Source organism: Streptomyces sp. NPDC048696, from assembly GCF_043198895.1.
Taxonomy (GTDB): domain Bacteria; phylum Actinomycetota; class Actinomycetes; order Streptomycetales; family Streptomycetaceae; genus Streptomyces.
Genome location: NZ_JBICVJ010000001.1, coordinates 23,231 through 49,125 on the forward strand (window position 1 = coordinate 23,231; position 25,895 = coordinate 49,125).

General features: G+C 68.0%; 25 protein-coding genes and 3 pseudogenes. 9 read left to right on the forward strand and 19 right to left on the reverse strand.

The window, feature by feature from the left end; all coding sequences use genetic code 11:
- Window position 1: 1 nt before the first annotated feature.
- Window positions 2–544 (reverse strand): CGNR zinc finger domain-containing protein, encoded by a 543-nt coding sequence (locus ACGFRG_RS00105; protein WP_393259729.1) that lies wholly within the window; start codon window positions 542–544, stop codon window positions 2–4.
- An 82-nt stretch (window positions 545–626) separates the two neighbouring features.
- Here ACGFRG_RS00105 and ACGFRG_RS00110 point away from each other — a divergent pair, with 82 nt between their 5' ends.
- Window positions 627–2,234: an FAD-dependent monooxygenase gene (locus ACGFRG_RS00110; protein ID WP_393259731.1), complete on the forward strand. Its 1,608-nt coding sequence runs from the start codon at window positions 627–629 to the stop codon at window positions 2,232–2,234.
- 283 nt (window positions 2,235–2,517) lie between these two features.
- Here the strand turns inward: ACGFRG_RS00110 and ACGFRG_RS00115 are convergent, their stop codons facing one another.
- On the reverse strand, window positions 2,518–2,640 hold the full coding sequence (locus tag ACGFRG_RS00115; protein ID WP_393259733.1) for a hypothetical protein: 123 nt from the start codon (window positions 2,638–2,640) through the stop codon (window positions 2,518–2,520).
- Between the two features lie 506 nt (window positions 2,641–3,146).
- On the opposite strand from ACGFRG_RS00115, the gene ACGFRG_RS00120 reads away from it, so the two are divergent.
- Genes ACGFRG_RS00120 through ACGFRG_RS00130 form a run of 3 tightly spaced genes read left to right on the forward strand, consistent with a single transcriptional unit; the run spans window position 3,147 to window position 4,270 of the window.
- The gene (locus ACGFRG_RS00120; RefSeq protein ID WP_393259735.1) at window positions 3,147–3,860 is read left to right on the forward strand and encodes an integrase core domain-containing protein; all 714 of its coding nucleotides are present in this window, start codon (window positions 3,147–3,149) and stop codon (window positions 3,858–3,860) included.
- Window positions 3,861–3,905: 45 nt separating this feature from the next.
- Window positions 3,906–4,028, forward strand: a complete 123-nt coding sequence (locus tag ACGFRG_RS00125) for a hypothetical protein (RefSeq protein WP_393260760.1) — start codon at window positions 3,906–3,908, stop codon at window positions 4,026–4,028.
- A complete protein-coding gene (locus tag ACGFRG_RS00130; RefSeq protein WP_393259737.1) occupies window positions 4,025–4,270 on the forward strand; it encodes a hypothetical protein in 246 nt (81 codons plus the stop codon). The genes ACGFRG_RS00125 and ACGFRG_RS00130 overlap by 4 nt, the downstream gene beginning before the upstream one ends.
- A 94-nt stretch (window positions 4,271–4,364) precedes the next feature.
- On the opposite strand, the gene ACGFRG_RS00135 is transcribed toward ACGFRG_RS00130, so the two are convergent.
- The 11 genes and pseudogenes from ACGFRG_RS00135 to ACGFRG_RS00185 form a co-directional block, all read right to left on the reverse strand.
- The gene (locus ACGFRG_RS00135) at window positions 4,365–4,712 is read right to left on the reverse strand and encodes a hypothetical protein (RefSeq protein ID WP_393259738.1); all 348 of its coding nucleotides are present in this window, start codon (window positions 4,710–4,712) and stop codon (window positions 4,365–4,367) included.
- Window positions 4,713–4,818: 106 nt separating this feature from the next.
- A complete protein-coding gene (locus ACGFRG_RS00140; protein WP_393259741.1) occupies window positions 4,819–5,829 on the reverse strand; it encodes a PIN domain-containing protein in 1,011 nt (336 codons plus the stop codon).
- A gap of 354 nt (window positions 5,830–6,183) precedes the next feature.
- Window positions 6,184–6,402 (reverse strand): hypothetical protein, encoded by a 219-nt coding sequence (locus tag ACGFRG_RS00145; RefSeq protein ID WP_393259744.1) that lies wholly within the window; start codon window positions 6,400–6,402, stop codon window positions 6,184–6,186.
- Between the two features lie 28 nt (window positions 6,403–6,430).
- Window positions 6,431–6,844 carry a hypothetical protein gene (locus ACGFRG_RS00150; protein ID WP_393259745.1) on the reverse strand — a complete coding sequence of 138 codons (414 nt, stop codon included), beginning with the start codon at window positions 6,842–6,844 and terminating at the stop codon, window positions 6,431–6,433.
- A 76-nt stretch (window positions 6,845–6,920) separates the two neighbouring features.
- Window positions 6,921–11,213: a hypothetical protein gene (locus ACGFRG_RS00155; protein ID WP_393259747.1), complete on the reverse strand. Its 4,293-nt coding sequence runs from the start codon at window positions 11,211–11,213 to the stop codon at window positions 6,921–6,923.
- A gap of 311 nt (window positions 11,214–11,524) precedes the next feature.
- Entirely contained in the window at window positions 11,525–12,058 is a 534-nt protein-coding gene (locus tag ACGFRG_RS00160; RefSeq protein WP_393259750.1) for a hypothetical protein, read from the reverse strand.
- Between the two features lie 308 nt (window positions 12,059–12,366).
- On the reverse strand, window positions 12,367–13,263 hold the full coding sequence (locus ACGFRG_RS00165) for a hypothetical protein (protein WP_393259753.1): 897 nt from the start codon (window positions 13,261–13,263) through the stop codon (window positions 12,367–12,369).
- A 52-nt stretch (window positions 13,264–13,315) separates the two neighbouring features.
- The gene (locus tag ACGFRG_RS00170; protein ID WP_393259755.1) at window positions 13,316–13,786 is read right to left on the reverse strand and encodes a hypothetical protein; all 471 of its coding nucleotides are present in this window, start codon (window positions 13,784–13,786) and stop codon (window positions 13,316–13,318) included.
- 137 nt (window positions 13,787–13,923) lie between these two features.
- On the reverse strand, window positions 13,924–14,646 hold the full coding sequence (locus tag ACGFRG_RS00175; protein ID WP_393260763.1) for a helicase associated domain-containing protein: 723 nt from the start codon (window positions 14,644–14,646) through the stop codon (window positions 13,924–13,926).
- A 124-nt stretch (window positions 14,647–14,770) separates the two neighbouring features.
- A pseudogene (locus ACGFRG_RS00180) lies at window positions 14,771–15,982 on the reverse strand (helicase-related protein); the annotation flags it as partial.
- Between the two features lie 102 nt (window positions 15,983–16,084).
- Entirely contained in the window at window positions 16,085–16,849 is a 765-nt protein-coding gene (locus ACGFRG_RS00185) for an ArsR family transcriptional regulator (RefSeq protein ID WP_393259758.1), read from the reverse strand.
- Between the two features lie 425 nt (window positions 16,850–17,274).
- Between ACGFRG_RS00185 and ACGFRG_RS00190 the strand changes: the two genes are divergently transcribed.
- Complete coding sequence (locus ACGFRG_RS00190) at window positions 17,275–17,667, forward strand: hypothetical protein (RefSeq protein ID WP_393259760.1); 393 nt, start codon at window positions 17,275–17,277, stop codon at window positions 17,665–17,667.
- Window positions 17,668–18,069: 402 nt separating this feature from the next.
- Entirely contained in the window at window positions 18,070–18,432 is a 363-nt protein-coding gene (locus ACGFRG_RS00195) for a hypothetical protein (protein ID WP_393260839.1), read from the forward strand.
- 48 nt (window positions 18,433–18,480) lie between these two features.
- On the opposite strand, the pseudogene ACGFRG_RS00200 reads toward ACGFRG_RS00195, so the two are convergent.
- From ACGFRG_RS00200 to ACGFRG_RS00210, 3 genes and pseudogenes are all read right to left on the reverse strand, one after another.
- Window positions 18,481–19,229: pseudogene (locus ACGFRG_RS00200) on the reverse strand (transposase); the annotation flags it as partial.
- Between the two features lie 7 nt (window positions 19,230–19,236).
- Window positions 19,237–19,923, reverse strand: coding sequence for an HAD-IA family hydrolase (locus ACGFRG_RS00205; RefSeq protein ID WP_393259763.1), 687 nt, complete (start codon window positions 19,921–19,923; stop codon window positions 19,237–19,239).
- Window positions 19,924–19,972: 49 nt separating this feature from the next.
- The gene (locus ACGFRG_RS00210; protein WP_393260765.1) at window positions 19,973–21,055 is read right to left on the reverse strand and encodes an IS630 family transposase; all 1,083 of its coding nucleotides are present in this window, start codon (window positions 21,053–21,055) and stop codon (window positions 19,973–19,975) included.
- A 245-nt stretch (window positions 21,056–21,300) separates the two neighbouring features.
- On the opposite strand from ACGFRG_RS00210, the pseudogene ACGFRG_RS00215 reads away from it, so the two are divergent.
- Window positions 21,301–21,508 (forward strand): annotated as a pseudogene (locus tag ACGFRG_RS00215) (Tn3 family transposase); the annotation flags it as partial.
- A gap of 173 nt (window positions 21,509–21,681) precedes the next feature.
- Here ACGFRG_RS00215 and ACGFRG_RS00220 read toward each other — a convergent pair.
- A complete protein-coding gene (locus tag ACGFRG_RS00220) occupies window positions 21,682–22,152 on the reverse strand; it encodes a hypothetical protein (protein WP_393259766.1) in 471 nt (156 codons plus the stop codon).
- A gap of 471 nt (window positions 22,153–22,623) precedes the next feature.
- Here ACGFRG_RS00220 and ACGFRG_RS00225 point away from each other — a divergent pair, with 471 nt between their 5' ends.
- Entirely contained in the window at window positions 22,624–22,968 is a 345-nt protein-coding gene (locus tag ACGFRG_RS00225; RefSeq protein WP_393259769.1) for a hypothetical protein, read from the forward strand.
- A gap of 83 nt (window positions 22,969–23,051) precedes the next feature.
- Window positions 23,052–23,423: a hypothetical protein gene (locus ACGFRG_RS00230; protein WP_361430542.1), complete on the forward strand. Its 372-nt coding sequence runs from the start codon at window positions 23,052–23,054 to the stop codon at window positions 23,421–23,423.
- A gap of 622 nt (window positions 23,424–24,045) precedes the next feature.
- On the opposite strand, the gene ACGFRG_RS00235 is transcribed toward ACGFRG_RS00230, so the two are convergent.
- Window positions 24,046–24,600 carry a hypothetical protein gene (locus ACGFRG_RS00235; protein WP_361430544.1) on the reverse strand — a complete coding sequence of 185 codons (555 nt, stop codon included), beginning with the start codon at window positions 24,598–24,600 and terminating at the stop codon, window positions 24,046–24,048.
- A gap of 78 nt (window positions 24,601–24,678) precedes the next feature.
- A complete protein-coding gene (locus tag ACGFRG_RS00240; protein WP_393259772.1) occupies window positions 24,679–25,740 on the reverse strand; it encodes a NucA/NucB deoxyribonuclease domain-containing protein in 1,062 nt (353 codons plus the stop codon).
- Between the last annotated feature and the right edge of the window lie 155 nt (window positions 25,741–25,895).

Here is a 25,895-nt window from a genome sequence, read left to right on the forward strand (position 1 = left end):
GTCAGCCGTCTGCGCGCTGGGCCCGGTGGGCGGCGACGCGCACGCGGGTGGCGCAACGGGGGGTGCAGAAGCGTTGCGGGGTGCGGCGGCCGGCGTCGATGAAGAAGTGGTCGCAGCCGGGGGCAGAGCATTGGCCCCATGCGCAGGAGCCGCGTTCGCTGAGCCACAGGGCGAGAGCGAGTGCGGAGGTGGAGAGGAGCCAGTGGGTGAGGTCGGCGTCGGGGGGTGCCTGGGTGTGCAGTGACCACGGGCGGCCGGGGAGGCGGACGAGGCGGGGTCGTGCCGGGTAGCGGTCGAGCAGGGCGTTGATCGCCTCAGCTGCCGTGTCCTCGTCGCGAATGGCGAGGACGCGGATCAGGTGGGAGGTGGCCTGGTGGAGTTCCCGGGCGTCGACATCGGTGAGACGGAAGGGCGGGCCGCCGTGGCGCTCCAGGAGGGCCTGTAGGTCGGCGGCGCTCGCCTGGGGATCGTCCCGGACGATGTTCGCCAGTTCGGTGATGAAGTGCAGGCCTCGGGGGTTGCCGCTGCTGAGGTCGTCGGTCATGGGTTCGTCCTAATGATCGTTTGCCGGACGCTCCCATGGTAACGTCGAAATCAATAGTTAGGCGTTACTAGTGGGAGGCGATATGCGATTCCCGGCCACGACGTCCGTGCTGGTCGTAGGAGGAGGTCCGATCGGCCTTACGCTGTCGCTCCTGCTGTCCGAGTACGGTGTGCGGCACCTGCTCGTCGAGGCACACGAGGGTACTTCGCTGCATCCCAAGGCGCGTGGTGTGTCGGCGCGTTCGATGGAGATCTTCCGTCGGCTCGGCCTGGAGGCGGACATCCGGCAGGCCGGACTCCCGGCCTCGCACGTCTTCTTCTACCGTGGCCGAGACCTCATCGACCCGGACTTCGCGCGTACCGGGTTGTCGGGTGGAGCGGAGGAGGGCATCCAGCGCACCCCGTCACCGGGGCTGATCTGCTCTCAGGACGCCCTGGAGACCGTGCTGCTGCGGCGTGGGCGTGAACTCGCGCCGGACGGTATCCGGTTCGCCACCCGACTGGTGTCCTTCACCGAGGACGGCGAGGATGGTGAGGACGGCGAAGGTGTGCGGGCGGTGCTGGAGGACCGGGCCACCGGCGGGCGGCACACCGTGCGCGCCGACTGGCTGGTCGGCTGCGACGGCGCGGCGAGCACCGTACGCACCGGCGCCGGGATCGCGATGGAGGGACCGACGGGCCTGGGCCACTTCCTCAGCATCCGCTTCGAGGCCCCACTCGGCGAGGTCGTGGCCGACCGCAGGAGCGCGTCGTACTTCCTCACCGCCCCCGGTCGCGGCGGCTTCCTGGCCGTGGACAACGACCGGCACTGGATCTACCAGCATCCTTACGACTCCCAGAACGGCGACACCCCACAACTCCTGAACGATCACCGGCGGTTGGCGCGCCTGGTCCGGGAGGCCGCCGGTGTGCCCGGCCTCGACGTCGCCGTCCGCGACACCATGACCTGGCGGATGGACGCCCAACTCGCCGAGTCCTACCGCAGGTCGCGGGTGCTGATCGCGGGCGACGCGGCCCACGTGGTACCGCCGACCGGCGGGCACGGTATGAACACCGGGATCGGCGACGCCGACAACCTGGCCTGGAAGCTCGCCGCCGTCACCCAAGGCCCGGCCGGCGAAGAACTCATGGACACCTATCAAGCCGAACGCCGCCCGGTCGCCCGGCAGGTCATCGACCTGTCCCTGGCCAACTCCCGCGCCCGAACCGGCTACCGGATCGACGACGAGCTACTGCTCACCGCGGTCTATCGCTCCACCGCTGTCATCGCCGACGGCGATACCCCTGACCGCCCGCCGCTGGACCCGGCACGCGAACACTGGGGAGGTGAGCCTGGAGGCCGTGTTCCCCACCTGCCACTGGCCGCAGTTCCCGGGGTCTCGTCCACGCTGGATCTCGTCGGCCGCGGTTTCACCCTGCTCACGCACGTCGGCGACGCCACCTGGCAACGGCAGGCGGACACCGCCGGGGCCGCGGGCCTGCCTGTCGTCCTGCGTCCGCTCGCCGCCGGAGCGCGGAATGCGACGGACAGTGGGGACGGGGCCGCGCTGCTCGGTGTGCCGTCGGCCGGAGCGGTCCTCGTGCGTCCTGACGGCCACATCGCCTGGCGGGCGCCGCGGCCGCCCGTGGACGATGCCGAACTGCTCGGCGTCCTACGGCAGATCCTCTCGGCGCAGCCGGCCCGGGAGTGACGTAGCGAGACCTCGGTGCGAGACCTCGGTGGGGTGGCCGACCCTTTCCCGATGCCCGCGTACGGCGAAAACGTGTGATGGCCCGGACGATGGCGTCTCACCGGGCACTCTCAGCTGATGCCCCGCCCCCGCAGCGCCTTCGCGAACGCGTCCGCGTCGTAGAGGCTGTCGTCCGGGCCGAGCGGTTTGCCGTCGAGCAGGACGGTGGGCGTGCCCTGGGCCCCCGACTTCTCGAACGCACAAGAGGGGGGAGGGCTTGTTCTGATGATGTTGTGATGGTGCGTCAGAGTACGCTTCCCCAGCCGAACGTGACCAGGTAGGCCCGGCGTACCGACTCCCATTCGAGGCCCGCCAGGCACTGGACGCCCAGGGCGAGAAGGAAGATCACCGCGAACGCGCCCGCCACGAGCGGCCCTTACAGCGGTGCGACGGCCACCCCTGTGGGTGCTGACAATCCTGTCACCTGCGCTGAGCTCCGGCTTCAGGATCACGATGTGATCACACCGAATGTGTTCACGAGCCCGGCGGCGCACGCTTGAGGATCGTGACGATTCGTCTGGTCTACCGATTCGGCTGTCTCCTGCTCGGCTGGCTGCGTCTACTGGCGCGGTCCTCCGCGGCCAGGGATGTCGAGATCCTGGTGCTGCGCCATCAGCTGAGCGTCCTCGAACGCGGCAGGCCGAAGCTGGCCTTCGCCTTCGGCGACCGGGCGGTGATCGCCGCCCTCGTTCGACTGCTGAGCAAGCGTCAGCGCCTCAACCTGAAACTCCTGGTCACCCCGCGTACCGTGTTGCGCTGGCACGCGAGGCTGGCCGCGAGGAAGTGGACCTGTCCGCACCGCAGTCCGGGCCGCCCGGCCAAGCCCGCCTCACTGCGCGCCCTGGTGCTGCGTCTGGCTCGCGAGAACGACGGATGGGGTATCGCCGAATCCACGGCGAACTGCTCAGCCTGGGCTGGAAGGTCGCCGCCTCCACCGTCTGGGAGATCCTGCGACCGGCCAGGGTCGACCCGGCGCCCCAGCGCGCCGACCGCTCCTGGACGAGGTTCCTCACCGCCCAGGCCCAGGGGATCCTCGCCGTCGACGTCCTCCACGTGGACACCGTGTTCCTGCGGCGCCTGTTCGTCCTGTTCTTCATCAAGCACGACACTCGGCGGGTGCACATCGCCGGCGTCACCCGCAACGTCACCGCCGAATGGGCAGTCCAGCAGGCCCGCAACCTCCTGATGAGCATGGATGAGACACGCACCGCCGGCATCCGGTACCTGATCCGCGACAACGCCGGCTACTCCACCGACGCCTTCGACGCGGTCTTCACCGCTGTCGGCACCCGCGTGGTGCCCATCCTGCCGGGCGTGCCCCGGATGAACGCCATCGCCGAGCGCTGGGTCGGATCCTGCCGACGCGAGGCCACCGACCGCGTCCTGATCACCGGAGAGCGGCACCTGCGCCTCGTCGTCGACGAGTACGCGGCCCACCACAACGAACACCGGCCGCACCGATCACTCGGACAACACTGCCCCGATGATGCCGGCGTGCCCGAGCGGCCCGCCCCCGATGACCCATCGCGTGTCATTCGGCGCGACCGCCTCCGCGGCCTCATCCACGAATACGCCCAGGTCACATAAGGCGACAGGGTTTTCAGCACGCACAGGCGCATCGACGTGCACGTGGTGTGCGGGGGCGGCCGCCACCGGTCCGTCGCCGTCGCTGAGGAGGTGGCGAAGCGTCTGCGCGCCGCCGGCATCGGCGTCGAGACCGAACACCGCCACATCGACCGGCCGATCCTGCCATGAGATGGCAACCCCAGCTCACCGAACACGAAACGATCGCACTCCGGCTGCTCGCACGGGGCCTGCACCACACGGAGATCGCTATGGCGCTCGGGGTACGCCCCGAGACCGCAGGCCGGCTGCTGCACCGCGCACAAGGCGGACTACGCGCCCGTACCCTCCCCCACACCGTGGCGCGCGGCTACGAGACCGGCCTCATCCAACCCGCGCCCCTGGACCGCGCACCGCCCCTCCTCGGGCCGTAGCCCCCGGTCGTGGGGGCGGTCGATAGAGTGACAGGACTCGGGGCGGGTGGCCGGTATGGCCGGCAACGGAACGCCCGCCCCGGGTCGTTGGCGCTTACATGAGGCGGGTCAGCTCGTGGTTGCCAGGAGTACAGACGGCCCGCACCGGCTCACACAGGTGCCAGGCCCGATGCAGCGCCTCGGCCTCGTCCATCGGGCCAATGACGTGATCCCCGCGCCACACCTCACACACGTCACAGCCCGGCTGCCGCTCGGGCAGCCACGCAGCGTGCACGGTGATCAAGTGGTGGTCCAGTTCGATCCGGGCTGTCGTGAGGGGCAGCTCCCAGTCACGCGGATTCGCACCGTGGCGTCGGGAGTTGATCAGGTTTAGCCCGTAGTCGACGGCGAGCGTCCGACAGGCGCCGCACGCCGCCATGCGCTCGACAATTTCGCAGGACACGGGTGCCTCCTCGTTGGAATCGAAGGATCTAGCACAGGCACTCACCGGGGCGCACAGCAGCAAACGCCCTTGCCTCCGGGGGGGGGTAGGGCTCGGCGCTCTCCAGTTATCGGCTGCCGAGGCGGCCGACCTGCCAGTGCCCCCGGCCCGTGACGTCCACGAACATCGCGTGGGCGGTCAGCACGTCCAGGACGGCCGCCATCCGCCCCGTGTGCCCGGTACCGGGGACGGCCTCGCCCAGGCGCTCCACGATCGCCGTGCGGGTCAGGGGCTCCCGGGACCCGACCAGAGTCCGGGCGACCCGGTGCAGCAGCGTGCCGCCGGGTGTCCCCAGCTCCGCCTGCCGCCACCGGTCCTCACCCCGCGTGTGCCGCGCGGTGCGCGCGGCCATCTGCTTCGAGGCGTGTTCCAGCATCACGGGCAGCACCGGCTGCCGCTGCGAGGGGATGCGCGGGTGCTTCCGGCGCCGCCAGTACAGGGCTCCGGCCGCCACCGCGGCCGCCACTGTCGCGGCCGCCAGCCGCTTCGGATTGCTGAACCGCACCGCCGCTTCGACCAGGTTGGCGGTCAGGTTCGCCAGGACACTGGCCTCGTTCTCCAGGTCGGCCATCTGGCCTTCCGTCACCCCCACGTCTCCCAGGGCCGCGCGCAGGGCGACCCAGTTATCGACCGCGAGTCCGCTGTCGACCAGGTCCGGGTCGGTCCCGATGATGACCACCGGGGCGATCACGGCGGCCAGCAGCAGCATCGGCACATTGGAGGCGTCCCGCCCTGCGAGGACGTCTGCCTCGGGGGTCATCGGCAGGCCGGAGGCGTCCACGACGTACAGGACGGGCGCGTACCGGTACTGCCACAGCTCCAGTGCCCGCCCCAGGTCGAACCGGCCGCCCTCGCGGTGCCGGTCGGCCAGCACGCGCGGCACCTCCTGCCAGACGTGAACCGGGATCAGGCACCGCACCGTCCCGGCCCGCGCCCCGGCGACAAACGACGACGGTTCCGTCCGCCGGGTGGCCGCGATGATGTCCGTGGTCAGTACGGAGGTGTCCAGCAGCGCGCGACGCAGCGGTCCGCGCTGGTACAGGGTGCGCCGCCGTCCGGCCGGCGCCAGATCGTTCATCCGCGCATCGTAGTACGGGGGTTGACCGGCCGGTGCGGGATTCCGGCGCCGTGCGCGGGCTGCACCAACCGCGCCGGAGAGCGCTGAGCCCTACCGCCAAGACCGGTTGGCACGCGCTCGCCTTCGGCGAGGACACTCGTCCCTCGCTGCGGGGGACATGGGTGCGCCGGCCCCCGCCTCCCAGGCTCCCAGCTCACCTCCCAGCCGCGAGCGTGGAGGAACGAGATGGCCGGGACACGACGGGGCTTTCCCCTCGGCGTGCGTCGCGTGCCGCCGGGACCCAGCTGCGCGCGGCGCACGGGATCCCGATTCGTGGGGGTGGCCTGCCGCAACGCCTCGGGCGGGAGTGTTGCTTTAGGTGGGGGCGACGCCTTCGTTGCCCTGCTCGACGGCAGCCAGAACGCGGTCGTGGTTGTCCTCCAGGCCACCCTCGGCAACGGCCACCGGGCTGCCGGTCAGGACGTACCACTCCTCGGCGCCGGCGTACTGGACGGTGATGGCGACCTGGCTGCCGTCGAGGCGGGTGGTGCGGACGATGAGGTCGCCGGTGATGACGCCGACCTCATCGGTCATCGCTCCACCGGGAAGCGTCTCACCACCGTCAGTGGTCGCGACGCGGATAGAACGAAACAGCAAGCAGGGTGATGCTGATGACCATCAGCATCACCGCCAAGGCCGCACTGCGGTGAAAGACGTCCGCCCATGCCGCACTGGAGTCGGCCGGGCCGTCTGCGCGCAAGGCAGTCCACGCAAACGGTAGAGCAAGCCATGCCGTCATCGCCGAACCGTAGCGGGCTGCGGACGGAGTACCAAGTCCGCTGCGGGTATGCCAGAACATCAGAGCGGCGAGTACCCCGTGGACGGCGAAGTAGAACTCGAGCAGGGGGAACCCGGCCCAGCCGAAGCCGGCGAGCCACCACGTGAGAGGGACGCCGACCAGCATGGCGATCAGCGCGAGAGTGCCCCAGCAGGCCGCTGCGATACTCAGCATGGTCCGCAACGGGCCGACGGGCATGTGTGACTCCTTAAGACGTTGGCCGGCCCTCCGGTGCCGACGCCTGCGCTGCGATGTCGGCACCGGAGGGCGAGGTTCAGTCGCCGTCGGGATGAGTAGTCATGTGCGTGGTCTTGTCATCACAATAGATGACCCGCGTGGGGGTCTCGTTTGTGGACGACAGGGGCGGCACGGAGATGTTCCAAGGGTTTCCTCCATTGCCGCGGACGGCGATGTCACACTTGCCGTAGGGGTTGCCCGCGTCGGATGTGACGCCTGGGATGTTGGTGAAGTTGGAGAAGCTTCCGCGCTGTACCTGGCCGGTCTGATCGATCATCGTTTCGTTGTGATACAGGTACAAGTCGGGCATGTATCCCTGGTAGACGAGGCCGTACGAAGGGGTGTTGTCGCCGTTGGGCACCGCCTGGGTGGACTTCACGGAACCGTCGGCGCAGAAGGCGACAGAGGCGTTCTGCCAGATCGGCGGAGCCGCGTAGAGCAGGGATCCGGAGGCGCTGGTGGTGTCGAACTTCCGGAAGAACATGTTGTAGAAGTCCCCTGCGGTGTCCGCGACTTCCTGCGGGGCCTTGCCCGCGTCCACAACCCGCTGCAGCTGGTCGACCCAGGCTTTGACGTTCTTGTCCGTGGTCGGGGCGCCGCCGAGCGGTCGGTATCCGTCAACGCCGCCGCCGATGGACTTGGTGTTCAGGCATTTCCCCGAGCCGTCGATGGTCGGTGTGCTGTAGTGCGGCAGGTAGGCACGGGCACGGGTGAAGCCAGTCTCGAGCGGGTTGTCGACGTGGGTGGTTCCTCCCGTGACGGTGTTGGCGTCGAGTTCATCGAACGACAGGTCGGGCATGGTTACGCCGGCGCTGCCGTAATCGGCCACCGTTCCCTTGACGAAGGAAACGACGAACGGGGCGATACGGGTGTTTCCGACACGCCAGCTGACCTGGTAGTCCTGCGTTCCGGGCACGATCTTGCTGTCGTCGCCGACGATGAAATCAGCCTCGATGTGCGTCTTGTTCTTGTAGTCGAAGTCGGACGCGAAGGCCGCGTCCGGCGATGCGGAGTTCGGTATGGGGTTATCGAAGCCCATCCAGCGCGTGATCGTGTTCATTCCGCTGGTCGCCGTGCCTGCCTCAGCGACCTGCTGCGACCAGGTCTGCATCGCGGCCTCGGTCTGGGACCCCACGCAACCTGTGTCAACCGCGCCACTGCACGCCGGGTACTCGGCGAGGCCCTTCACCCGGGGCTTGCTGGCGTCGTACCATGGCGCTCCGCCGACGGTCTTGTTGCGGGCCCAGTCGTACAGCGTCTGGCGCGTGCGGATGGGTGTGTTGAACACACTGGGGGTGTTGGTGTCGAGATTCTGGGTGGGGTCGATGGTCGAGACGGCATCGAAGGTGTGGTGGACCGCGCGTCCCGCGAACGGTACGAAGGCGAGCGCGTCGTAGGCCACCGTGCTGTCCCCGGAGGTGCTGTCGTCGGTGACGTTGCTGAGGGTCACCTTGGCGTTCGAACCAAGTGGGAAGTAGCCGACGGTGACCCAGTCGTTGCTTGCTTTGCTCTGGTCGACGACGCGTTCGACGACCTTGCCGCTCTTGGTCGTGACCTCGTAGTGGGCGGACTTGGTGGTCTTGCCCAGGTAGGGGATGAAGGCCTGGACCTTGTAGACGTGGTCGCTCAGGTTCGACGTCCAGGAGCCGGTCGTGGTGAGCAGGTTGTCCCAGTTGTTGGGCTGGCGGCCGTGGGAGAAGTAGTAGTGGCCGCCGAATCCGCCGCCGATCTGGTGCAGGTCTTCCTTGGCTTCGAAGTTGCCGGCCTCGTCGGGTGCGAAGGACCAGGTGAAGTTTCCGCTTCCGCCGTTGCTCCATCCCCGGCTGGTGCAGCGGGCGGAGGGCGCCGAGTCGGGCAGGTCGTCGACGAGGGCGGTTCCGCTGGGCAGGCTGGAGGTGTCGCAGGGGCCCGGGTGCGGGTTGGCGCTGCCGGGCTCGGTGCGGATGGTCTTGTATGTCATGTACTCGTTGCCGCACTGCTTGGCCGTGCAGTCCTTCCACTTGGTGTCGTGGTTGAACCAGTGCGGGGTGTAGCAGGCAACGTCGTGGCAGACCGGAGGGGCCAGCGGGTCGCAGGAGTTGGTGGAGTCGCAGAAGGCGCTGTACGGCGGTTTGACGGAGGTGCTGCGGTCCATGGTGGTGTTCCACCAGGCGGCGGAGTAGCCGTGGGTGTTTCCCTTGTTCTGGACGCCGTTGTCGTCGTAGGAGCGGCCGGTGTCGATGGGGAAGGCCGCCCAGCCCATGACCTTCTCCTCGTAGGGCCACTTCTGCGGCTGGGCGGCGTCCGCGTAGTGGCTGTTGTCGAGGAAGGGGAGCCGGTCGGAGGGGTATTTGGGGTTGGCGGGGTTGTTGCCCCAGCCCAGGCCCCAGCGCCCGGAGGGGTCGCTGCCGGGCGGGTTGAAGCCGGCGTTGTAGTTCCACACGGCCGCGAACCAGTTCTCGGGCCGGGAGGTGTCGTCGTTGTTCAGCTTGATGGTGGAACCCGCAGCGTGCAGTTCGTTCCACTTGATGGCGAGGATCTTGGCGGAGTAGGCGATGCCGGTGGCGTAGTCCAGCGCCACGGCGCGCTGCTGGTCCGGCGGGAGGGGGGTCTCGCCCGTCTTGGCGTGGCCGGCCTTGCGCATGCCGTCGGTGGCCTGGCCGATGCCGTAGCCGCAGTCGGCCTTGTCCCAGTCGATCTTCCAGATGCGGTTGGGGTCGTATCCGGGGGTGCCCGGGTAGATGTTGGTGCCGTAGAAGTTGCCGACGAGCGGGTTGCCGTATTCGCCCGGCTCGGCGTGGGAGGATGCCTGCCACAGGTTGGACTCCTGGGCGAGGATGCCCAGCATCACCTGGGCAGGGATCTGCCCGCCGGTGGTCAGCCGGGCCGGCGGGAACATGCCCTGGGGTGACCAGGCGGGCAGCCCGGAGTGGTGCCAGTCGACCGGCCGGGAAATGTTGCCGGAGGTCAGCAGTCCGCGCACCGCCATGTCGGCGGCCCATTCCACCTGGTTAGGGGTCGGCTGGTACACCTGCGAGTTGGGGTCGTTGCGCGGCACCGCGCAGTAGCCGTCCTGGTCGACCGGGTCGGACGACGCATCGACTGCGGCACTCTTGGCCTTGACGGAGGACTTGGCTGCCTTGCTGCCCATCCCGTTCTTGCCGCCGACGACGTAGGGGAGGATCGGGGAGGGCTTGCCGCCGTCCGCTTCGTGCGCCGAGACGGCATTCGGCGGGACGGAGAACGACAGGCTCTTGCCGGTGGCGGTGGCGGTGGCCTGGATGTCGACCGTCTCCGCGCCCGCGCCGTGGGCCCGTTCCAAGGGGTGGGCGACCTGGTCGGCCAGATGGTGTGGGGTGGAGCGGGTGATGGCCAGCTGCCCCTGGGTGGACAGGTCGGCCCGGGCGGGGGCGTTCAGACGCCGGACGGCCGCCGGCAGCCTTCCGGTCATGGTGGGCTTGCCGGTGAGCAGGACCTGACCCCCTGCGCCCTGGGCGAGGTTGATGTCGCCGAGCGCGCCGCTGCCCAGGGTGGAGACCTTGCCGTCATGCAGGTGCTTGATGGCTGCGGTGGTGGTGGTCGTCGGGTCGAGGAAGGTGACGTTGCCGGCGTTGTCGGGCCGCAGCCGCAGGGCGTTGCCTCTCGTGACCGCTGCCATGCTGGCATGGCCCTGGTGGTCCAGGCGCAGCAGGTGGTGCTCGGATGAAGCGATCACTGTGTCGTCGACCGGGACGGCTGAGGTGGCCTGCCCCGCGAGGGTGTCGGTGGCGGTGACCTTGCCGGTGGTGGCGTCGATGGTCTGCAGTTGGGTCTGCTCGCCTGTGGCGTTGCTGGCGGCCTGGGTGATGACCGCGGACTCCCCGCTGCCGCAGCCGGGGTCGAAGTAGGCCAGGCTGGCGTTGACCGGGAGTTTGGTGACAGCCCCGGTGTCCAGGTCGACGACGGCGCTGAAGGCGCCGCGGTCGAAGAGGGCGGGGTGGTTGGTGAAGGAGCGGGGTGCGTAGACGACGACGGCGCGTTTGCCGGAGCCGGTGACGCAGGCGTTGCCGATCCACTGATCGGTGCTCAGCCCGGGTTCGGACAAGGTGGCGACGGTCCGCCAGCTGTAGGCGGCTTTCGCGTCGGCGACCAGGACGTGGAGGCCGGTAGCGTCACCGGCCGTGCTCCAGGCCCGGTCGCTGGACGTCGTCCAGGACGTGCCGAGCAGCGCGTTGCGCTGGGCGGCGGGGACGTCGACCGGGCTGTCCGGGCCCGGTGACGCAGCATGTGCCGGGCTCTTGGAGGAATCGGCCCAGGCCGGTAAGCCGGGCAGCAGCCCGGTGAGTAAGGCCGCCGCGGCGACCGCGGTCACCGGCGCCCATGTTCTTCTCTTGTGTGTCAACAGATCTCCTCGCGAAATTGGCCGCCCGCAGCTGCGGGCGGCTACCGGTGGCGATGGGGCGTCGGGTTGCTCCCGGCATCTCCCGGCAGTCCTGGCCCCGGTCGAAGCGACCGGGGCTGGCCGCACAGGGGTGTGTGCTCAGGCCAGTCGCGCAGCAGTCGGCGGATGCGCAGCTGCGGCACAACCGGGAGGCACCGGCATCACGGGCCGGCCCGAACTGGTCCCAAGCGGCAGGGGAATGTCCCGGACAGCCCGCGTGGTAGGTCAGCCGGCTCGGGGGGTCAGTGGTAGACGTCGATGACGACGCGGTTCGGCGCGGCCAGGGTGAAGGCCTTGTACTGGGAGTAGTCCCCAAGGGACAGGCCGAACGTGGTGTGGCCTTCGTAACTCCCTGTCATCTGGATCCCTTTGAGAGAGGGCAGGGACACGGACTGCACGGTGGGCGTGGTGTAGGCGTCAGGACCCGTGGATCGCGCATCGGCCGGACTCATGTCCAGGAGCAGATAGGACATGCCGGTGATCAGCAGCTTCCTTATTTCGCCGGTGGCGCCGGGGCTGTAGGAGCCGCCGGGAGAGACATCAGCGCGCACGGTGGGCGGCAGGCCGCCGTCGGTCAGGTCGAACACGAGGCGGTCGAAGTCCGGGTGGGCTCCGGTCCGGGCATTAAGGATGCACGCGTGTTCGCAAGTGGTGGCTGCCGTCGCCGTGGTCGCGTCGGCGGGCGCGGCCCATGCGGGTGCCGGGCCGACAGCCACCAGGCAGGCTAAGGCAGCCACCACGGGGGCAGAGCGGCGCAGGGAATTCGTTGCAGGCATGGCGCTCCTAGACGAGGAGAGGGTGTTCGCCGGGCACAAGGCAATGGCGGTTGCGGGCGTGGATGTCCGTCAGCTCGCCGCGAAGGGTCTGGAACGCGGCACGTCAGGTTCTGCTGCTGGCGGTGGTGGTGCGCGCGACTACGCGCGCGCTGTTTTCCATGCCCGGGGATGCGGGGCTGGTGAAGGTCCCGTGCGCTGTCGACGGGCAGCGGGAAGGGGGCCACGGGCAATGGCCTGGCCTCGGAGGCGGTGCGGCCGGCAGCCGAGGGGCGCCCGGGCAGAGCGCGGGCGCCCCCGTCGCGGGGTGGCTAGCGGGCGGTGGCAGCGAGGGCCTTGGCCTTGGTGACGGCCTGCTTGTTGGCGCTCTGGATCCCGGCCAGGGCCGACGCGTTCGCCTTGATGGCCTTGGTCTGCAGCGCGGACTCGGCGTCGAACCAGGTCTTCTCGACGTGGTGCTGGGTGCGGCAGGCGATGTCGGCCTTGGCGGTGGCGATCTCCACGTCCGTGACCGTGTCCGGGTCGTTGAAGCGCGGGTCGTTGTTGGCGTCCATGGGCTTGCCGTAGGAGTAGCCCTTGGCCTTCATGCACGCGGACCACTGGGCGAACACGGCCTTGACCTTGGGGTCTTCGGCCGATGCCTTGTAGGAGTCGCCCTTGATCTGCTGGACGAGGTCGGCCGGCCGGGCCGCGAGGTCACCGGCGGACTGCACGCAGCGCTTGACGACCTGCGGATCCGCACCTGACTTGTCCACCGCCCCGGCCATCATGGCTTTGTCGTACGCCTTCTGCTCCGCCGCGTCCGGGTGGTAGCCGCGCCGGGCGGCCAGCGCGGCATCGTGGATGCCGTACCGCCAGTCCGTCTCCGTCTTGCCTCCGACCCGCGGAAGATCGGGAGCGGGCGTCCACTGCGGGAACCCCGCGTCCTTCATGCAATTCGTGATCACCGCGGCCCGGCTGGCGCCGACGAGGCGGGCCTGATCCTTGGTCACCATGTAGGCCTCAACAGGCAGCTTCCACGTCGCCGGATTGCCCGGATCCCCTACCGCCGCCGGCACCGCCGCTGCCGCGGCCGGGCTCGCCGCCCCGGCGGACGATGCGCCGTCATGCGACGGCCAGTTTCCCGACAGACCGACCGCCACCGCGCCGACCGCTATCGCTGCCAGGGCAGGAACTGCCACCTTCACGGCCACCTGCTTGGAACTCATGAGAACTTCCCCTCGTGTCGCGTTTGATTCGGATCCTGGCGATGGGAATCCGTCAGGATGTCCATTGGAAGGAAGCGTTCTCGTTGTAGACGTTCCGGAACCTGTCGATATGCTGGTAAGGGCCGATCGAATCCTGATCCCCCTTGAAGCCACTGTAGAAATACACCGTGGCCGAGTAACTGGAGTGGGTGTTATTGCCCGAAGCCGCGTTGTTCTTGACGTGCTGGCCCGATCCGGGCCACGGCCTGCTGGCACCCAGCTCACAGAACGGCAGATAGTGGTAGCTCGTGTCACTGGCCTTCATGGAGTCGAAGTCATAGACCGAGTAGCCGATATTGCGGTAAGCACCCCCCTGCCCCGAGTTGAAGTAGATGTGGAACCCGAAACCGGAGGCCGACGGGTCCGCGCACGTGTCCTCGCCCCACAGGTTGTAGTCGTTCGGCCCAACATCGACAGCCTGAGCAGGACTGACCATCAACAGCGACGCGACCAACCCGACCGCCCCAGCGATCACTCTGCGCACAGCTCCCCCTTAAAAACCGGTCGGCCGGAATTAGAACAAGGGAGCGCCGACCGGCCCACTGCTCCCCCGTTCAGTGATCCCCGGCCGACAGTAGCCGCCAAATGATCACCGCAGCGCTGATTAACGTCCGCACCCGATCAATACCAGACCACATGAATCCGGCCAACTCGCCAGACAACAAAGCCCTCTGACCTGGGAAATAGCTCATCCATTCCATGCGGACAGCGCGCGAATAAGTCATTCCGTGCACCACGGCACGTCTCATTCCGCTCCCCTCCGACCCACCTCACCCCCGGCACCGGTACCCCAGCCCACCCAATGACCCACAGCAACTCACGCCAGGATGCACATCGCACTGGCCTCCGATGAGCGCCGGCCTCGATCCACTCCCGGGCGCCGGGCGGACGGCCGTACCGCTCCACGAAGGCCCGTAGCAGCAGCGCGTGCTGTTCGAAGGAGCGGCGGCGCCGCGGGCCGGTGGACGGTGTAGCAGTCTTGGGGCCGGCGGGGAGCAGGATCTGATCGGGGGTCAGGCCGAGGCGGGTGAGGAGATGACGCTGGCCGGGGTTGAGGGCGTTCCAGGTGGTGAAATGGCGGTGCAGCCACGCGCCGACTTTCACGCCGTCGAGCATCGTGTCCCGGCGCAGTGTGGTGGGGTCGTTGCCGGTTTCGATGTGGTGGCGCAGGAGGTGGTATTTGCGGTGCCAGTCGGGGCCGTATGGGAGTGTCCAGGTGGGGCCGAGGGCGGTGAGTTGGGCTTCGCGGTCGGGGTCGAGGAGTTCCTTGCGGGCGAGGCCGCGTTGGCTGACGAGGAATTGGCCGGCGGGGGCGGTGGCGGGGATGGCGAGGTGGCCGTGGATGGTGTGGAAGGCTTCGAGGGTGGCGAGGTTGGCCTGCCCAGGCGGCTTCGTTCTCGTCCCAGACCATGCCGAGGTCTTCGAGTTCGGTGATCCAGTCGGGGTCGAGGAGGCCTTGGTGGTGGGCGGTGCGCTGGCCGGTGATGAGCTGCCCGAGGCGGTGGCCGTAGGCGTCTTCGTAGTCGGTGGGCACGCGCAGGTGGCTGTGTTCCTTGTGGTAGCGGATGGCGGCGGCCAGGCCTGCGCGGCGGGGTTCGGAGAGGCCGGTGCCGGTGGCGGGCCAGGCGAGCAGGTCCATCGCGCGGGCAATGTGGTCGGCATCGAGAGTGAAGTCGAAACGGAAGCGGCGCGCGAGGAGTTGGTGGGTGTCGCGGTCCAGGCGTTGCTTGGTGTTCTTCCTGGGGGCGCGGGCGGCGATGGACTGGTCGTGGCGGCGCAGGGCTGCGGTGATGAGCCACAGGGCCTCGTAGGGGGTGCCGAGGAGGTCGGTGGGGTCGGCTGTGGGTGGGGTGTAGGCGGGGATGACCAGGCTGGCCGTTTTGGTCTCGATGGTCGGGGGTTTGCGCAGGGTGCGGCCCAGGGCCTGGGCGATGCGGCGCACGCTCGCTGTGCGGTCGGCGAAGACAATGCCGTCCACGGCCGGCAAGTCGACACCCTCGGACAGGACTTGGGCGTTGGTGATCACGGCGTGGTCGGCTTGTTCGAAGCGGGTCAGGATGCGGGTGCGCTGGTCGGGGGTGTGGCTGCCGTTGATCGACTGCACGAGAAGGGTGTCGGCCCAGGCGGGGCGCTGCTCTGGGGGGGGGGGGAGGGTGCGCAGGGTGTGGGCGAACTGGCGGGCGAAGTCCGCGGCGTCCGCGACCTGCTGGAAGTAGACGATCACATGGCGCAGGTCGTGCTCGTGCATGGCCTTGCGGAGGGCCAGGTGCAGTGCTGTGGTGCGGCGGGCGTTGGGGCCGAACGCGGTGCGCAGGTCCGGATCGGTCAGGACGGTGCGCAGGTCGGCGTCGGTGACCGTGGGGATCAGGAGCTGGTAGTCGGCCAGGACGCCGTCGTCGATCGCATCCGCGTGGGAATAGGTGTGCAGGCGTTTACCGAAGACCTTGACGTCGTCCATCGACGCGATCAGGGAGGGGGCCTCCCAGGCCGGGGCCGTGGCTGCGGTGCGCTTGGGCTGCGGGTCCTCGTCCGGGACCTCGGTCAGACGCGGCGCCTCCCACTTGTAGGGGGTGGCGGTCAGGTACAGGCGCCGGTCGGCTCGGATGCGGGCATTGTCGTGGATCATGGTCCACTGCTTGCCCCAGAACCCGGCCGTCCTGTGTGCTTCGTCGACGATCATGAGGTCGAACGTGGGTGCGGCGAAGACCGAGTGCTGTTGCTCCGTGGTCGCCCTGGCGCCCTCACCGTCACACAAAAGGCGGGGAAATCCATTGAGCAGGTTTCACCAGCATCCCGAGCGCCCACGACCGAATTCAGGAAGTGCCATCATGGTGGTTTCCGGCTGTGCCAGGTGGTAGCCGAGGGGTGTTGCGACGTGCGTGACGGCTTGTCCGCTACGCAGGGTCTGAATCAGGCCGGCACGCCGTAGCACCGCGGCGTGCCGGCTGGCTGCGGTGTTTGACACGCCAAGAAGGGTGGCCAGTTGTCGGCCGGTGACTCCTCCGCACATGACGATACTCGCGAGTGCTTCCGCTCTGCCGGTGCCGAGCAGCGATCGCAGTGCTGCCGTGTGGTCCGGTTCGGTTCGCGGGGCAGGTCCGGCGGGAATCCGGACGGTCAGGTGATCGCTGGCCGGCTCGGCCAGGGTGACCTGTTGGCTGTGGGCCACGGCTTGGATGTGAAGGGAACCTCGGCCGAGTTCAAGGTCTGCGTCGAAGGCGGTGGGTAATTCCAGGGTGCCGTGACGGAGCCGGATTCCGTGTCCGAGTTGCTGGAGCATCGCCGATGCTCCGCTGCCGACGTAGATCTGGGACAGGCCAACGGCACGGGCAGCGACCGCGGAACGGATGCGCGAGCGGTTCGGCTCGATGGCGGTGCCGCGCAGCTGGTCGATGACGCGGGTCAGAACGTCGTGGGCCCGCTCGTCGCCTTCGGCGAGGGCTTTGGTGAAGGGCGTAGGGCTGCGGCGGGCGAACAAGTGGGAGAGATACAGGCCGCTGACGCCGTCAGCGAGATCTGGAGAGGTGCTGCGCGAATAGAGCTGCACCAGGGGGCCCTGGCGTTGTCCGCCGCGGGCGTGGACCCTGCCGGCCGCTGTCAGCTCGGCGTCGAAGTCCGGGAGGGCGCAGACTCTGACGCTGCCTAAGCCCTCGGAACCGAGGTGAATCCGTATCAAGGTTGGCCCCCCGCGTACTTGACGTCCCCATCAGGGCTTTTGCGCGTACGTGGTGAAAGCTACCGGGGAGCGCGCGCAACCGAAACGATGCGTACACGCCACGGTGCGGCTCGCTGCCAGGGAGCGTGGCCTGGTCACGGTGGGCCGCCCAGTCCATGCATCGGACAAACGGCGCGCGTGCGACCCACTCGGCACCGCACCGACGGACACAGGAAACGGCCGCGACGATTTGGTCAAGTCGAGGTCCGCGCAGACAACCGTTCCACCATGCCGTATCGGAAAGGGAAGGACACCCCATGTCCCAACTCGGAAAGCCCAAACGCGCGACGATGAAGAAGGCTGCGCAGCTGATGGCGGGAGTCGTCGCCAGCTGCGGTCTGATGCTGGCCGCGCCGACCGCGGCGCACGCCAGCTCCGCACCCGCAGCCCCGGCTCCCCACGTCATCAGGCCCAACGACACCAGCCCCGACTGCGGCTCCGCCGTGGAAGTGCATTTCGCCGCTGGTAATCACCGATGTGTCACCAGCAATGGCATGCACTACGTGAATTACTGTGGCGTGGACTGGGTCAACACCGGAAACCAGTGGGTGGCGCTGGTCTACGATGGCAGTCAATACCAGTCGGGGATGCCGCCTGGGAGCTGGTGGAGCAGCGGCAGCTGCATCAGCCGGATCGACGTCAACACGTGACGATGCCCGCCCTGCGCCGGGTGCGCGTCCCATCGGCGATCAGATTGTGTGGCTGATCGCGTCTTCGAGGGATCAGGTCGTGCCCGGCGCACAGCCCGGCGCCTCTGCTCGTTCGTGGGGTGTTTCCGCAGGCCGCGAGTTCGAGTACGCCTGCGAGCCGCGGAAACACCCCACTATCCCGGTTACGCAGCGCTCCATGGAACTTCGCCGTAGCTTCGGGAGAACTGGGCCGGGTAGCCGGTGTGCCAACGGACCATGATCGTTCTCACCGATACTGGCTGTTCCGTTGGTACCAAGGCCGGGAACGGGGGCTGGAAGGCGGGTCAGGCCAGGGCGGCAGGACTCGGACCACCTCGATCACCGACATGGGATCGGGGCCACCGCAAGGCACAGGAGATGATCGTGATAGTGCGCAGGAAGCTCTCGGCCGTAGCCCTCATCGGCGGCATCCTGGCCAGCGGCGTGGCGATCGCCACGCCGGCCAGCGCCATCGGCCCCACCACGTGCCCCACCCAGACCAGCAGCTACCCCATGAGCCACGGCCTGGAAGTCTGGACCACGCATGGGAACTTCTGCTACGCGGGCAGCCCTGGCGGGTGGAACGTCAACCAGGGAGGCGTCTACAGGATCACGGCCGACTGGAACCACGGGACCTTCATCACTGACCTCGGCGCCATCGGCCTCGGGCCGACCGGTACGCGGCCTAACGAGCGCGACTTCCCCTCCAACACCTACGTGTGGAGCGTGACGATCCTCAACGGCTAGAGCGGGCCCTGGTGATGACCTGAGGACGAGCCTGGTCGGTGTGGTCCGGTTGTGGAGACGGGCGATACCGAGCATGGCGTGGTGGACCCCGTCGCCCTTGAGGCGGCAGTCGCGCAGGATCTTCCAGCTCTTCATACGGGCGAAGGTGTGCTCGACGCGGGCGCGGACCTGCTTGGGGGACTTGTTGTGCGCCTGCTTCCAGTCCGGCAACTCCTCGCCCTTGCGACGCCGATGCGGCATGACCAGGCCGGTCCCTGGATAGCCGCCGTCAGCGATCGTCATGGTGTTGCCGACGGCGGCCTTGGCCCCGGCTTCCTCCCACGCCTTGCAGTCGTTGCGGTTGCCGGGAAGCAGCCGACCGACCACGACGACCAGGCGGCTGTCGGCGTCTATGACGACCTGGTGGTTGGTGGAATACCGGTAGTCCTTCGACTGCTCGGCCACCGTGTGGTCGCGCGTGGGCACCAGGGTGCCGTCCACGATGAGCACCGTGTCCTTGCGAAACTGCCAGCGGGGCCGGAGCGCGAGCAGAGGCCCGAGGTGGTTGATAATGCGGTCGGCCGCGGACTTGGAGACACCGAAGAGCGGGGCGAGCTGGCGCAGCGTCAGGTTGGTCCGCCAGTACGCCGCGACCAGCAGCACCCGGTCCTCCAGGGGCAGCCCCCACGGTCGGCCGCGCCGCACCTCAGCGCGCCTTCGCGGCGCAGTGCGGTCACCAACTTGCCGAAACAGCGCGGGCTCAGCCCGGTGAACGGGGTTATCCAGGACGGCCCCGACGCCGTGATCACACCAGCCACAGCAAGATCATTCCACTGTGGTTGAGCCCTCCAGCCGGTCAGGATGGGCCCCGGACGCGAAGGCGAGGATGTCCCGGACCGCTTCGCGCAGACTGCCGAAGTGGCGATGCACGCCTTCGACTGCCGTGGGGGTGTTGACGCCCCACACCGTCATCCCGGCGCGCAGCCCGGACTGCACCCCGGAGGGGGCATCCTCGATGACCAGGCATTCTTCCGGTTCGGCACCGAGTTGCGCGGCCCCCTGCAGATACGGCACCGGCGACGGCTTGCCGTCCGCCACGGCGGCCGCATCCACGACAACCTTCGGGACCGGCAAACCAGTTCGTGCGAAACGTCCACGCACCCGGTGCTCGTAGTTCGAGGTCACGAGCGCCCAGGCCCCGGGCTCCAAGGTGTTCAGCAGTTCCGAGGCGCCGTCGAAGGCCGTATATGAGCCGGCCCGGACGTCCTCGTCCTCCAGCTCATGCAGTGCGGCCAGGCACTCCTGGGGGTCCCGGTCCGGGGCAACCTGCGCGAACGTCTCCGTCGGCCTCGTCCGCAGCGCCACTCGGTACACCTCATCGGGGTCCAGTCCGTACCGCTCTGCCCACGTGCGCCAGACCAGGCGCTGATTGTCTACGGCATCGATCAATGTGCCATCGACATCAAACAGGACATACCTCTTCGCGCCCGGACGGCCGGGTTCACTGATCATGCCCCGATCATGCCATCAGGCCCTGAGCAGGCAGTTTGCGGGACAAGCCTTAGCGACCTGAGTCAGAGATTCGTCGGCAGTGTGCGGTGGCTTTGTCGAGGATGTCGTCGGCGGTCTTCGACCAGACGAAGGGACGTGGGTTGTCGTTCCATTCGGCGAGCCAGGTCCGGATGTCTCGTTCCAGGACCTGGACGGACCGGTGGACACCGCGTTTGAGTTTCTTCTGCGTCAGCTCGGCAAACCACCGCTCCACGCGGTTGAGCCAGGACGAGCTGGTGGGGGTGAAGTGCAGATGGAATCGTGGGTGTGCCAGCAGCCACTTCTTGACGGCCGGCGTCTTGTGCGTGACGTAGTTGTCGAGGATGAGGTGGATGTGCAGGCCGGCGGGGGCTTCCTGGTCGAGCTTGGCGAGGAGCTTCTTGAACTCGACGGCCCGGTGGCGTCGGTGGAGGGAGCCGATCACTTTGCCGGTGGCGACTTCCACGGCCGCGAAGAGTGTGGTGGTTCCCGCGCGGACGTAGTCGTGGCTGCGGCGTTCGGGAACGCCGGGCATCATCGGCAGGACGGGCTGGGACCGGTCGAGAGCCTGGATCTGCGACTTCTCGTCCACACACCGGACAAGGGCTTTCTCCGGCGATTCGAGGTGGAGCCCCACCACGTCACGGACCTTGTCGATGAACAGCGGGTCGGTGGACAGTTTGAACGTCTGTGACCGGTGCGGGGCGAGAGCGAACGCCCGCCAGATCCGGGAGACGGTCGACTGCGACATGCCCGTGGCCGCCGCCATCGGCCTGGTCGACCAGTGGGTGGCGTTCTTGGGTTTCTCCTCCAGTGTCTTGACGATGACCCGTGCGACGTCGGCATCGGTGATCTTCCTGGGGACGCCGGGCCGCAGCTCGTCGGACAGGCCGTCCAGTCCGCGTTCGATGAACCGCCTCCGCCAGGTGCGGACCGTGTCGGGAGCAACACTCAGACGACGGGATACCTCCATAATTCGAGTGCCCGTCGGCACAAGCACTACGACTCCGCCTGGCACTCGCAGAACACCCACTGAGGAGTCACATCGCTGAAGGAATGTCGGTCTGGCTAACGTTTTGCCGGACGAAACGTCAGCCAGACCGACATTCGGCAAGGCAATGCGCGGAGCGGTCCGCAGGAGCGTCCACGGTGGAGTTCTGTCCCTCATGAGGGGACACAACACGCCGGAACGTCAGTGAGACGGCACCGACGCGGGCACCTACTACACGTGGCTGGTGCGGATCCCCCAGGCCGAGCACCGACGCCGCGGTGCCGACGGACTGCCTCTCGTAGTGGCTCCCTTGTGGGAGTTCCTGCGTACCCAGCTGCCGGCCGCGCTGGACACGTGCAGGGTGACGCCGCTACATCGACGCCGCGGTCACCCAACTGCGCGCCGAGGGCCACGAGATCAGCGATGAGGATGTCGCTCGCCTGTCCCCGCTGAAGTTCAAGAACCTGAACGTCCTGGGCCGCTACAGCTTCACCCCCCTCCACCCCGCGCCAGGGCCTGCGGCCGCTGCGCGACCCGGACGCCCCCGAGCTCGACGATGACGACGGCCTGGACTGACTGCGCTTTCGGACGCGGGGTCGTGAACGACGACCAGGGCCTGCGCCCCCGCACACCGTCGCCACCGACGAGGCAGCTGCCGGGCTGTAGCAGCCTGTCGCAGGGAAGCCAGAACGGGGAGACACCAGTGGCCAGCGCGGCGGACAGGACGCAACGGGCCGCTGGATACGCGCCTATTCACACAGGATGCCGCCGCCTTGCTGGGAATGGCAGGTGAGCGTCCGGGTCTCTGCGGTGTCCTCGTCCGGGATGCCGTTGACTGTTTCAGTGTCGTTGACCGTGACCTGGACCTTTTCCCCGTTGGCCAGGTGACCGGCGTTGAGGGTGATCGGGACGGTGAACGTCTCCTGTCCGATAAAGCCATTGGAGACGGGGATGCTGGCTGTGCCGGCACCGATATCCACGCCCCCTGCGGCGACAGTTGCCTGGAAGTTCTCGGTGCGCCCGAAGAGGGAACCCTGGTTTGTGACGTTGGCCAGGACGTTCAGCTGGATCGGCCCGTTGAGAATATTGCGGAGGTTCAGTGACCTCGTAAGGTCGATCAGGGCTGAGGCGGGTGAGGCGGTTGCCAGGGGGATGGCCAGTGCGCTGACGGCGACGGTTGCGGCGAGCGCCGTGCTCCGCAGGGACCTGTAGGTGATCACATGCTTCTCCTCTTCCGGATGTGCAGAACGTCAGCACCGTGCCCCCCCTGTCCCCGCCTGGCGTGGCCAGTTCCTGCTCCAGAGCTGGGCTGGATGGGGGGCCACGTTTGCCTGTACGGCAGCGGCCGAGTGATCGGGGTGCGCGGCGGACCCCGCCCGGAGGCGTCGGCGGGGTGGCTGGAGCAGTATCAGAAGGCTGTACGTGACGTTGTCGTGGAGCTGGTCGACGGCTCTCAGAAAAGTTGGGCTCCGGGGCGTCTCCTGAGACCAGGAGCATCTTGCTGAGTGTCCTGCACATGGAGAGATTTCAGCCATACAGGTGACACAGCGTGCGGGAGCGTACAGAAGGCGCACGCGGCACGCGCGCTCCTTATACAGCCACCAACGAGACCAGGGGTGTTCCCGGTTCAAGATCCATACAGGGGGCCCGCGTCGCTGGGGTGCTGGGGTGCTGGGGTGCTGGGGTGCTGGGTGAAGACGACGGCGTGGGGGTTGCCGATGTCGACGTGGGTGGCGGCCCAGCGGTGTCCGTCGGCGCTGATGGTCATCAGCCGGTCGGGCCAGAGCGCGCTTGCCGCCGAGCTGCTCCTGGCGGCGAGCGCGACGGTGGACGCGACCGACCGTCACGGCAACACAGCTCTCTTCGACGCGGTGTTCGACTACCGGGGTGATCCGGCAACGCTGCGGATGCTGCTGGCGGCCGGAGCCGATCCCGAGCAAGCGAATGCGAAGGGGGTGAGTCCGCGTGGTCTGGCCGATCGGATCGGCAACTACGACGCAGCACTCCACGTTCCCGGCGCGGGCGGGCACACATAGGCGCCGGTCCGCCTTCCTGCCTGCTCACGACGCTGCCGCCAGGGCGCGTATCGGAAGTGGATCAACGTCGATAGGGTCGTCCCATGGTGAAGCCGGTGCTGCGAGCAAGGTCGTGGAGCGGAGAATGTCAGGACGACCCTTCTGAGGACGCGCTGTTCGATCTGCTCAGTGAGATGAACCTGCGGCACCGCTTCGTTGTCGTGGAGCGGCTGGACTCGCAACCCGAGGGCCAGCACTACATGCAGGTTTGTCTCAACGATGACATGACCTGTCAGGTGGAGTTCCGGGAAGGCGGACCAGACCTCCACTTCCAGGCGCGGGTGGACGGACCCTTCGATCAGCGTGGCCATGAAACCGTGGCCCGCGTGCTCCAGGACTGGGCCGTGGGGCGCCCGGGTTGGCGGGAGGCCCTACCGTGGGTTCCGTGGGTCGGCCCCGACGAGCCCCTCCAGTGAAGGCAGCCCTGCTGGCCCTGCAGATCCGTCGGCATGGTCAGAACCCCGTGGTTGGCCAGCGGGTGTTTTAGAGGCGCGCCGTCATCCGGTGAGACTCAACTCTCCTCGCCGTCTTCATCCCGCGCGGTGATCCGCAGCGCAGGCCGGATCACATTCGGTGAGCGATCTCGTCAATCCTCGTCAAGGTGGGTCGGTGGTGGCGACCAGAGCGGGGAAAGTTCCTGACCAGGCTCACCGGTAACTCGGAGTGGATAGCGGTCTTGCCACCAGCGGCCATCGCGCCGAACGGATGTATCCGGGTTCCCCATCGGTGCCGTGGCGGCCGTGTACCGCTCGTCCCAATGGGAAAGGAGCGGTCGAAGCCCGCCTCGATGCTCTTCACAGTCAGTCGCCAGCGTGACAGCACGGCGGTCACCAGCAGGTCATTGTCTTCCACAAAACCCCCTCCAGCGGAACCGTAACGCACCAGTCACTGGACTGAGCGCGCCTGCTGTCAGCCGTGACGGCCGACGGCGTTTCGTGCTCTTCGGCGCCGGGTGGCACCCAGGACCTTGTTCGATCGCCGGGTGTCGCAAAATTTTCGCGGACAACAAGTTCCGGGTGCAGGGCCCGTCGACGCACGTTATTGCCGCCAGGCGGCGGCGCTCTGGTCGAAGTCCTCCTTGTAGGAGCGGCGCAACGTGCGATCGGCTTCGGTCAGCTCCGGGTGCACTGGCGGCTTCTGCGGAGCGGCCCACAGCTGGATGAGGTGGCGCTCGTCACGGTCGCCGATGCCGGGTTCGGGGTCTGCGGTGTGGCAGTACAGGCGCATCCGGATCCATACCGGTACCTGGTCGGTGGGCAGTGCGAGCGGGCCGTCGTCGGGTTCGGCCTCCTCGAAGTCTCCGCTGTGGAGGATATAGATGACGGGGGTGTCTGCGGTGGCGTGCAGGCTGATTTCTTCTGCGGGACCCCAGCCGGTGCCGGTCTCGGGTGGGGGCGGCTCGTCGTGGGTCTGGACGGTGATGGTGATGGTGGCGGTATCGGTGTCGGTGAGGATGTGCGCCGTGTCGCTCCCGATGGGCCCGCACCGCCAGCCGTATGGCCACTGGGGCGGCCATTCGTATTCCTCGCCGAGTGCGAGGAGGTAGCCGTACTCGCCGGTCTCCGGCGTCAGGGTGGTCTCAGCGATGATCACGGTGGTTTCCTCACGCGGGAGGGCACCCCCGGTTCTCGGGGGTGCCCGGTGGTGCCGTTCGGTCCAGCCTGTCAGGGGTCAGGCGACGACGTAGAACGCGTCGTGGTCCATGACGTGCATCGGACGGCGCCAGTTGGTGATGCGGGCGCCCTGGGTGTTGTTCTCGTTCGGGCTCACCCAGGTGGTCTCACGCTGCGAAGCCGGCAGCTTCGTGCCGCCCTCGTAGGTGGAGGCGAACGGGTACTCGTCGCAGTACGTGCGCCCCACCTTCTTCATGTCCGGCGGCGCGGTGCGGCCCCCGCAGACCGCCCTGCGGTTGTCGTTCTTCTGCTTGGTGTTGATCATCCAGTGCAGGGGCTTGCCGCCGTTCGGGTCGCCGTAGTGGCCGCCGCGGGCGCGGAGCGTGCGGATCCCGTCGTCGATCCACGGGATGCCCACCATCGATACCGCGGTCGGCTGGTCGGTCATGGCGCAGCCGGAGGTGCCGTAGTAGTTGTCACACCGCCAGGTCGCCGAGGGGTAGTTGGTCGAGCCGGGGACATAGCCCGGTTTGGTGTACGCGAACGCGTACCTGGTCTGGGTCTTGTTGTTGATGCGGCCCTTGCGCATGGGCCCGGTCGTGTAGGTGACGCTGCCAGCGGAGCCTGTGTCGAGCAGGTGCGGGCTGTAGTGCGTCTTCGCGCTGGTGCCGTTCCCGGCCGTGGCGGTGACGGTGACGGTGATGCCCTTGCCTTCGCCGGTGGTGCTGGCTTTGGAGAGCTGGAACTTCTCGTCCCAGTTCGCCGACTTCGAGTGCAGCGTCATCGTGTGACGGGCGGTGAATGTGGCCGTGCCGACCAGTCGGGGGACGCCGTTGATGACACGGATGACCTCGAGGCGGAGGGTGACCCATTCGCATTCGCTGAACCGGTTGATCGAGATCATGTTGATCGTGCAGGTGGCGTTCGACTGCGGCGTCGCCACCACCCCCGCGGTGGTGGCCGACGAGGCGGTCTTGACGGCCACCGGGACGATGTCGGCCTGGATCAGTGCCGGGGCGGCCGGCTGAGACACAGCAGCCTGCGACGACGCTGCGGCTGGTACAAGCAGTCCGGCCGCCAGCGTGGAGACGGTGAGACCTCTGACGATCTGTATTCGCAAGATGTTTCCCCCTTGCGCCGTGCGACTCCCGTGGGCCGTGTTGCCCTCGGTGGGGCACGGCAGCGGTCAACGACCGTACACATGGCCGTAGTTACCGAGGCCACCTCTGCGACAAAATGGCCGAGAACAGTCGCCACCGGCTCCCACCACCTCGT